The organism is Prosthecobacter sp. (genome assembly GCF_044222565.1).
Classification (GTDB): domain Bacteria; phylum Verrucomicrobiota; class Verrucomicrobiia; order Verrucomicrobiales; family Verrucomicrobiaceae; genus Prosthecobacter.
The window spans coordinates 24,990-32,216 of the sequence record NZ_JBGANA010000043.1 but is presented as its reverse complement, the minus strand read 5'-3'; the positions used below and the strand labels follow the sequence as shown (position 1 = coordinate 32,216).

Genomic DNA, 7,227 nt, shown 5'->3' with positions numbered 1-7,227 from the left:
GCCACCACGACGAACAAGATCCTGCCAGCGCAAAGTCCGACGCCCTGTGGACAAATGGCCACGCATGATCAACACCTCTTCGTCGTCCACCTCCAGAAACTTCGCCGTCACAACGATTGCTTAGCGGCATTAGGTCTAGGCCGGGCGGTCAGCCAACCAGCCTAGCCTGGCCGGCTACACCCGGCGCCAGCGCTGGAAGGTCTCAATGGCCTCATACTCGGCCAGGCCGAGGGCGTCATAAGAACGCGCGTTTTCGCGATTGGTCTCCGGCGCTTCTTTTTCCAGCGAGGACAGCGCGCCATAACGTGAGATGGCGTTTGCCTTGCGCTCGATCTGCAGAGGGCTCATCGGGATGGCCATGTCGATTTCATGCGGCTCCAGCGGACGCTCCTTGCCACGGTACAACCAGACGCTGCAGGAACCCGCAAACTCTTCCCCGCCGCAGGACTGCAGCGCGGCCACCAGAAGGCGGAAGCAGATGCCCGAGACACTCGAAGGGTCCGCCGCATCCCCCGTGACGTAGATCTGATGGGGCTTGTGCTCCTGCAGCAGGCGCACGAGCGCCTTGTGATCGTCCTCCGTGCTTTTGAAGCGGCGGTAACGGCCCTGCTCATAGAAAGGCAGGTCCAGGAAGGTGACGCGGTCATTGGCCAGACCCACCGTATGGGCGGCATCGCGCAGTTCACCGCGCAGGATCAGGCCCTTGAGCTGACGAAGCAGCGGCGGGTCTTCGCCGAATTCCCCCTTGGCCTCCAGCAGGCCCAGAGCCTCCCGCGCGTAAGCCACCTGGGCGGCCCATGTCGCCGGATTCGCCGCATTGGAAGCCAGCTCAAGCAGAGTTTCCGCAAATTTGTCCGCCTCGCTGTCCGGCACGCGCAGGCTGCCGGAGGTCAATGCAATCAGCCGCACGTCATGCCCTTGCTCAATCAGGCGGTCCATCGTGCCGCCCATGCCGGTGATGGCATCCTGCGGCTCCGGGCTGAAAACGAGGCAGCGCTTCGGGTATGGGCGCGCACGCTCGGGCCGGTAGGTGTCGTCCTCGTCGGGCTTGCCGCCGGGCCATCCGGTGATGGTGTGCTGCAGCTGGTTGAAGATGCGAATGTTCAGCTGGTACGCCGGCCCCTGTTCGGAGAGCAGGTCGGAAAGACCGTTCTCATTATAGTGCTCGTCCACCAGCTTCAAAATCGGGCGCTTGATCTTGAAGGCCTGCCACACCATGGCGCGACGGGTCTCGCGCGGGGTCCACGAGGCCGGGCCGACCAGCCAGGGCAGCTTGATGCGGGTCAGTTCCCGAGAGGCTCCGTTGTCGATGAAGAATCGCGCATCCGGGTGATCCTGCAGGAAGGATGCGGAAATCACTTCCGTCATCGGTCCTTCGACGGCCTTGGCCACCATCACCGCTTTGTTTTCCCCCCAGGCCATCAACACCAGCTTCTTCGCCCGGAGAATCGTACCGACGCCCATGGTGATCGCAAAGTGCGGCACGTTCTGCTCTCCGCGGAAATCGCTCGCGGCGTCCTGACGTGTCACGCGGTCCAGAGTGATGCGGCGCGTCAGCGAGTCCCGGCTGGAGCCGGGTTCGTTGAAGCCGATGTGGCCCGTTCGGCCAATGCCCAGGATCTGCAGGTCGATGCCGCCGGAGGCTTCGATCTTCTCCTCATACTGCCGGCAGTGGTTGAAGACCTGGTCTCCAGGCACCGTGCCGCTCGGGAGATTGATGTTCTCCTTCGGAATGTCGATGTGGTCAAACAGCTGCTCCGCCATGAACATCGAGTAGCTTTCAGGGTGGTCGGAAGTGAGGCCGTAATACTCATCCAGATTGAAGGTGATGACGTTCTTGAAACTCAGACCCTCCTCCTTGTGCAGGCGGATCAGCTCGCGGTAAAAGGGCACCGGCGTCGAGCCCGTGGCCATTCCGAGCACGGCGGGTTTGCCCGCCTTGTTCTTGGTCTCGATGAGCTGCTTCACCTCCTGCGCCAGCGTCTTGGCAGCCTTGGCGGAATCAGGGAAAATGACGGTTGGAACTTTCTCGTAGGCTTCAGCGGGAGGACGAATGGACATGGCAATAGGTTGGGGTTCCACGAACAGAACTCGGATTGCCGCGCACGCAACCCGCTTTCCGTTGTGCTCTGCCTAATGGAGATGCAATCCGTACGAGTTCCCGGCAGCAAAATACCAGTTTCCCGCCACACGGGCGGCACCTTGACCACACTTGTCCTTGGCAACCTCTACTGCAGATCCAGCTCCGGCTTGAAGTCGGAGGCATGGTAAGAGCTGCGCACCAGCGGCGCGCTGGCCACATGGCGGAAGCCCTTCTTCAGCGCGATCTGCTTGTAGTTCTCAAACGTGTCCGGGTGGATGTATTCGATCACCGGCAGATGTTGAGGGGAGGGGCGCAGGTACTGACCCAATGTCAGCACAGTCACGTCATGCTCGCGCAGATCGTCCATCGCCTGAAAAAGTTCTGTCTCCGTCTCGCCGAGGCCGAGCATGAGGCCGCTCTTGGTGGCGCACTGCGTGCCAAGCTCCGCCGCCATGGCCTTCGCACGCTTCAGCACGTGCAGGCTGCGGTGGTACATCGCACGGCTGCGCACCAGCGGCGTCAGGCGCTCCACGGTTTCCAGGTTGTGATTGAAGATGTGCGGCTTGGCCTTCATCACCACTTCGAGCGCGTCGTCCTTGCCGTTGAAATCCGGTACCAAAATTTCAATCGTGATCGTCGGCACCGCTTCGCGCACAGCCTCGATGGTGCGGGCGAAGTGATCCGCACCGCCGTCTTTCATGTCGTCACGCGCCACGGCGGTGATGACGATGTGGTTCAGGCCCATGCGCTTGGTCGCTTCGGCCACACGCTGCGGCTCATCGGCTTCCAGGGCAAAAGGCTTGGCTGTTTTGACCGCGCAGAAGCCGCAGGCACGAGTGCAGCGGTCCCCGGCGATCATGAAGGTGGCCGAGCCCTGGCTCCAGCACTCCCAGCGGTTCGGGCACTGCGCCTCTTCACACACCGTGTGCAGCTTCAAATCGGTGATCAGCCCCTTGGTGCTCCAGAATTTCGGATCACGCGGCAGCGTCACACGGATCCATTCCGGTTTTTTGTCGCGATGCAGGGCGGGGTCGATTTTTGGGGTCATTGGCGGGGGGATGCATGGCCCAAAAACGGCCTCATTGCAACGCGTTTGGACGCCCCGCCAGCTCCTCAGGGGGCAAAATATGCCGAAACGTCAGGCTGATACGCGCATCGTCCGTATCGCTCCTTTTCACCGCATGGGTCCAAAAGGCCTGCGTCAGCTGGGTCATGTACAGGAGCGACCCTGGCGGCAGGGAGAATCCCACACAAATTTCCAGGCTTGCTTTGCTGCGAAAGGTCAGGGTCCGCTCCGCTCCCAGCGACAAAATCGCCACCCCAGTCCCGTCCGCCAGATTGTGCACCGCATCAGAGTGGAAGCCCATCGTGGACCGCCCCGTCTCGTAATAATTCAGCAGGCAGTTGGTGGGGCGAAACCCCAGTTCCTTTTCAATGGCCGCACAAAGCGGGACAAGCAGCGGATGCATCGGCACAACCTGATAATCGACTCCCGAATCATCGTAAGTCTGCCCAAAGCACGCTGTCTTGCGGGCCTTCATGCGCTCGTCCCACGAGATCCGTGTCGTGAGTTCAGCAAACAGATGAGTCGCCTCCGCTGGAGAAAGGAAACCCGTCTTCACGGTGACTTCTGGGGCGCTCTCTACATCTGTCATGCAGTTCAGTGGTTTCAAAGTTCTGTCATTTGAGTTGCTGTCTCAAGTTCGCACCAGTTCCTGCCAGCGGGTGAAAAGCACCCGCGAATAACTGGCGGCATCCATGTCGTAAGCTCCCAGCGAATACCCGTCATTAGCTTCCACCAAGGCGGTTTCGCCGGTGTCGAGCACCCCAAAATCAATGCCATAGGCCGCCGGCGCTTCACCCGATGCCGAGTAGATTCGGATGGCTTCCTCCAGCGTGGACTGTGACGGCAGCACGGTGGGGTCTCCCCAATAGTGCCTCTGCGCCACGATCTCCGCACCCACAACATAGATGCGGAACTCCGACCGCCAGTTCACGATCTCAGAACACCACACCGGCTCCTGACGGCTCACCCCATAGACAAAACTCGTGTCACCTTGGGAGCCAAACACGCGCCCGTTGAAATACTTCTGACGACCCGCTGGCTTGGCAAAAACCTCCCGTCCATATTCCAGCAAAGACATCAGCCCTTTGACCGTGCTGCGCCAGATTTTGCGATGAAAAAAGGGTTCGAGCGACTTGGGGAAGTCGTTCGGTTCCGGCACTTCAATGCCCAGCTGTTTCATCGCTCCGTGCATGACATCGATGCTTCCACAAATGAAACACTCACGCGTCAGCGGCAGCTGCCTCCGCTGAATCTGCTTCCGCAGGCAGGGGACGACCTCCACGCCCAGACGTTCGCACTCCTCACGCACCAGGGACTCTTCTTGCCCCAACTTTCCGGGTTCCTTCTGCTCAAGATAGACTCGCTTAAACATGTTCACACTCTTCGTTCGCCGCTCATTCTGCCAGCAATTCCCCGTCCGGCAACGGCTCGATTCACGAGATGCAACGCGTTTGGACATCCGCACTCAGCACGATAAGCTCGAGATCATGCCGTCCTCATTTTTCTGCCGCCTGCCGCTCATCGGAGCGCTGGCTTGCACTGCGTTCGCAGCCGAGCCCGCTCAGCGCCCAGACGGTGTCGTCTCCTCCCGCTCCTTCGTTGATCAGGCGCAAATCGTCAGCAATTACCAGAAGGAGCTCTACGCCCACCAGTCCGGGTTGCGTATTGTGAATGGCATCGGCTATGCGGTTTATCAGTGCAATGAAACCACCATCGAAGAAAACAAAGCGGGACAAGTCGCCCGCATGGCGGTTTTCAACATCCTCAATCCCACAGCTACGGCGAAATGGATCGACATCGCCAAAGCGGGCGATTCTTCGGACGGCGTCACTCTTGGCGGCACGTTTGTTACGGGTCCCATGATCCACGCACTCGGAGAAGACACCCTGCGCATCTTCTTCACTGGACGCCTCGGCAGCGATCCCGTCTCATCCTACCGCGCCTTTTACCGCGACTACCACATCGCCACCGCCACCCTGTCCGGCTTCCACCCCATGCGCTGCTCCATCGCCAAGCAGCCCGACAAGGTGCTCGATCTCACGCAGGCCACCGTGCAACGCCACCTCGACTTCCTCTTCGGTGCAGGCACCGGCACCTCCTTCAGCAAAGGCATCAGCACCGCCTGCGACTTCGTCGAGTTGGACGGCCACCTCTACAGCACCATCCAGATCAAAAACTCGCAGGACGGTCAGACCCGCCTCCTCACCAACATCCTCATGCGCAGCGCCAACCAAGGCGCGACCTGGGAACTCCTCGGCGCACCCGATCCACGTCTGCTCTCCAACGAAATAAAAATCCTCGCCGAACCCGTCATCACGCAGGACAAGACCCACGTCTATCTCCACCTGCGTTCCAACGTCATCGAGAACGGCTACATGCTCAGCAAAGCCGCGAAGACAGACCTCTACCATTTCGACACACCCGTCACGAAATGGACCTATGGCATCGGCCGTCCCACCCTCTGCGATTTCGGCAAGCCCATCGGCCTCGTCGCCATGTTAACCGCCCCCTCTGTCCACATGGGAGGCAATACCGTCACCCGCAACAAATGCGACGTCGTGCAAATCGACTCGCGTTACGAGAACTACACGAAGGCTTTCTCGATTGTTGATTTCAATGCCATCAACACTCCCTTCATGCACCTCTACCGCGATGAGGTTTACGTCACCTACAGCACCGGTCGCCGCCGACTGCATCCGAAGTTTGGCACGTCTGAAATCGTCTTCAGCAAGCTGCGTCGGGAGTTCTTTGTCATAACAGAATAAGATGATGCTCCACTGAGTCTGCCTGCGCATCATAACCATCCAGCTCAGTCTCGGAAGAGCTATAGACCCGCATTCAAATCACTTTTTTGGCGCTCACTCATCCAGCGGTCCAACGCCAGGGCAAACTCTTGAGCCTTTTTTGATGAGTCTTTAACGCTCCAACTGGATCCTCGAAAGTCGTACGCTGTCTCGACATACACACCCTCGTTGTCTGCTGTCTTTCCGAAGACCGTGACATCGAATGGTCGCGACCCATGAAAAATCCCATGAAACTTCTGCTGAGGTTTTGCTCGTTCTGAATGGGCGTAAGCAGGATCAAGCACGAAACCTTGTCCGCTGAGATAATCGTGAAGCTCCTTGCAGCGAGCGGCGGGGAAACCGCCATACCCATGAGTCCCTGAAGCGTGTTGTAGAAAAGCCGAAGAAAACAAACTCCAGGCAAGCACAATGCAAATGCCGCTGGTGACACCAAGTTTGAATGTTTTCATAGAGCAAGCACCTGAAATCATTCACAGGTGGACCGTCTTGTCAGCCTTTTTTCAAGGGAAGAGTGAGACGTTTCATAACACGGGGAGACTGCCTCTCGTGCTGACCTTTGACGCTCACCAAATCTCCTCCACACTCTCCACATGTTCCAATACATCGCCCAAGCCGAAGACAAGCCCTGGCAGCCCGGCCCCTACGAGGGTGTCGAATTGAAGATCCTGCACAAAAACGAAGCCACCGGTGGCGTGGTGGTGCTGCGCAAATTTCACGCCGGCAAAACTATTCCGGCGCACACGCACCCTGCTGCCAACGAATGGGCCTGGATTCTTTCCGGCGAGTGGGAGGAGAGCGACGTGACCTACACCGCCGGCACCTTGTTCCATGCCCCCAAAGGCCAGCAGCATGGACCGCACGTGGCGAAGACCGAAGTCATCAGCCTGACGATGTTCGATGGTCCGCTGACCATCGTATGAATCAATGCGCGCGCTTGCGCGTGAGCATGATCTCATTCCCCTCCGTGTCCACGCACATGGCCAGGTGCGGCGGCTGGCCGTCTTCAGGCTCCGGCTCACGTGTGAGCTGCCCGCCTGCGGCCACGATTTCCCGCGCGCCTTCGATCACGTCCGGCACCTGGAAGCTCAGCCCCGTCCAGGTGCGTCCGCCTTCGCCGCCACCGTGAATGCCGATGATGCCGTCGCAGATGGACACCTCGCTGATGATGTCGTTCTGCTTGAGAATCGTGCCGCCAAAGACGGTGGCGTAAAAATGCACCGCACGGTTCATGTTCACCGCCCAGATCACATACTTGAGTCGTTCTACTTTCATGC

Annotated in this window: 8 protein-coding genes; 2 read left to right on the top strand and 6 right to left on the bottom strand. The window is 59.2% G+C overall.

From position 1 onward, the window contains the following. Positions 1-174: 174 nt before the first annotated feature. From nagB to ACILSR_RS32155, 4 genes are all read right to left on the bottom strand, one after another. Complete coding sequence (gene nagB / locus ACILSR_RS32170) at positions 175-2,061, bottom strand: glucosamine-6-phosphate deaminase (protein WP_395753931.1); 1,887 nt, start codon at positions 2,059-2,061, stop codon at positions 175-177. Positions 2,062-2,228: 167 nt separating this feature from the next. Beyond that, positions 2,229-3,131: a lipoyl synthase gene (gene lipA, locus ACILSR_RS32165; RefSeq protein WP_395753930.1), complete on the bottom strand. Its 903-nt coding sequence runs from the start codon at positions 3,129-3,131 to the stop codon at positions 2,229-2,231. Positions 3,132-3,162: 31 nt separating this feature from the next. Then, on the bottom strand, positions 3,163-3,756 hold the full coding sequence (locus ACILSR_RS32160; protein WP_395753929.1) for an alpha-ketoglutarate-dependent dioxygenase AlkB: 594 nt from the start codon (positions 3,754-3,756) through the stop codon (positions 3,163-3,165). A 24-nt stretch (positions 3,757-3,780) separates the two neighbouring features. Next, the gene (locus tag ACILSR_RS32155) at positions 3,781-4,521 is read right to left on the bottom strand and encodes an ATP-grasp domain-containing protein (RefSeq protein WP_395753928.1); all 741 of its coding nucleotides are present in this window, start codon (positions 4,519-4,521) and stop codon (positions 3,781-3,783) included. Between the two features lie 115 nt (positions 4,522-4,636). On the opposite strand from ACILSR_RS32155, the gene ACILSR_RS32150 reads away from it, so the two are divergent. After that, positions 4,637-5,914, top strand: coding sequence for a hypothetical protein (locus ACILSR_RS32150; RefSeq protein ID WP_395753927.1), 1,278 nt, complete (start codon positions 4,637-4,639; stop codon positions 5,912-5,914). A 59-nt stretch (positions 5,915-5,973) separates the two neighbouring features. Here ACILSR_RS32150 and ACILSR_RS32145 read toward each other — a convergent pair whose 3' ends face one another. Beyond that, on the bottom strand, positions 5,974-6,402 hold the full coding sequence (locus ACILSR_RS32145) for a hypothetical protein (protein WP_395753926.1): 429 nt from the start codon (positions 6,400-6,402) through the stop codon (positions 5,974-5,976). Between the two features lie 141 nt (positions 6,403-6,543). Between ACILSR_RS32145 and ACILSR_RS32140 the strand changes: the two genes are divergently transcribed. Beyond that, positions 6,544-6,873 (top strand): cupin domain-containing protein, encoded by a 330-nt coding sequence (locus ACILSR_RS32140; RefSeq protein WP_395753925.1) that lies wholly within the window; start codon positions 6,544-6,546, stop codon positions 6,871-6,873. Between the two features lies 1 nt (position 6,874). Here the strand turns inward: ACILSR_RS32140 and ACILSR_RS32135 are convergent, their stop codons facing one another. After that, on the bottom strand, positions 6,875-7,225 hold the full coding sequence (locus tag ACILSR_RS32135; protein WP_395753924.1) for a VOC family protein: 351 nt from the start codon (positions 7,223-7,225) through the stop codon (positions 6,875-6,877). Positions 7,226-7,227: the final 2 nt, after the last annotated feature.

Excerpts from the sequence above, each read along its gene's own strand:
- nagB (WP_395753931.1), bottom strand. The coding sequence starts at position 2,061 with ATGTCCATTCGTCCTCCCGCTGAAGCCTACGAGAAAGTTCCAACCGTC.
- lipA (WP_395753930.1), bottom strand. The coding sequence starts at position 3,131 with ATGACCCCAAAAATCGACCCCGCCCTGCATCGCGACAAAAAACCGGAA.
- ACILSR_RS32155 (WP_395753928.1), bottom strand. The coding sequence starts at position 4,521 with ATGTTTAAGCGAGTCTATCTTGAGCAGAAGGAACCCGGAAAGTTGGGG.
- ACILSR_RS32150 (WP_395753927.1), top strand. The coding sequence starts at position 4,637 with ATGCCGTCCTCATTTTTCTGCCGCCTGCCGCTCATCGGAGCGCTGGCT.
- ACILSR_RS32145 (WP_395753926.1), bottom strand. The coding sequence starts at position 6,402 with ATGAAAACATTCAAACTTGGTGTCACCAGCGGCATTTGCATTGTGCTT.
- ACILSR_RS32140 (WP_395753925.1), top strand. The coding sequence starts at position 6,544 with ATGTTCCAATACATCGCCCAAGCCGAAGACAAGCCCTGGCAGCCCGGC.
- ACILSR_RS32135 (WP_395753924.1), bottom strand. The coding sequence starts at position 7,225 with ATGAAAGTAGAACGACTCAAGTATGTGATCTGGGCGGTGAACATGAAC.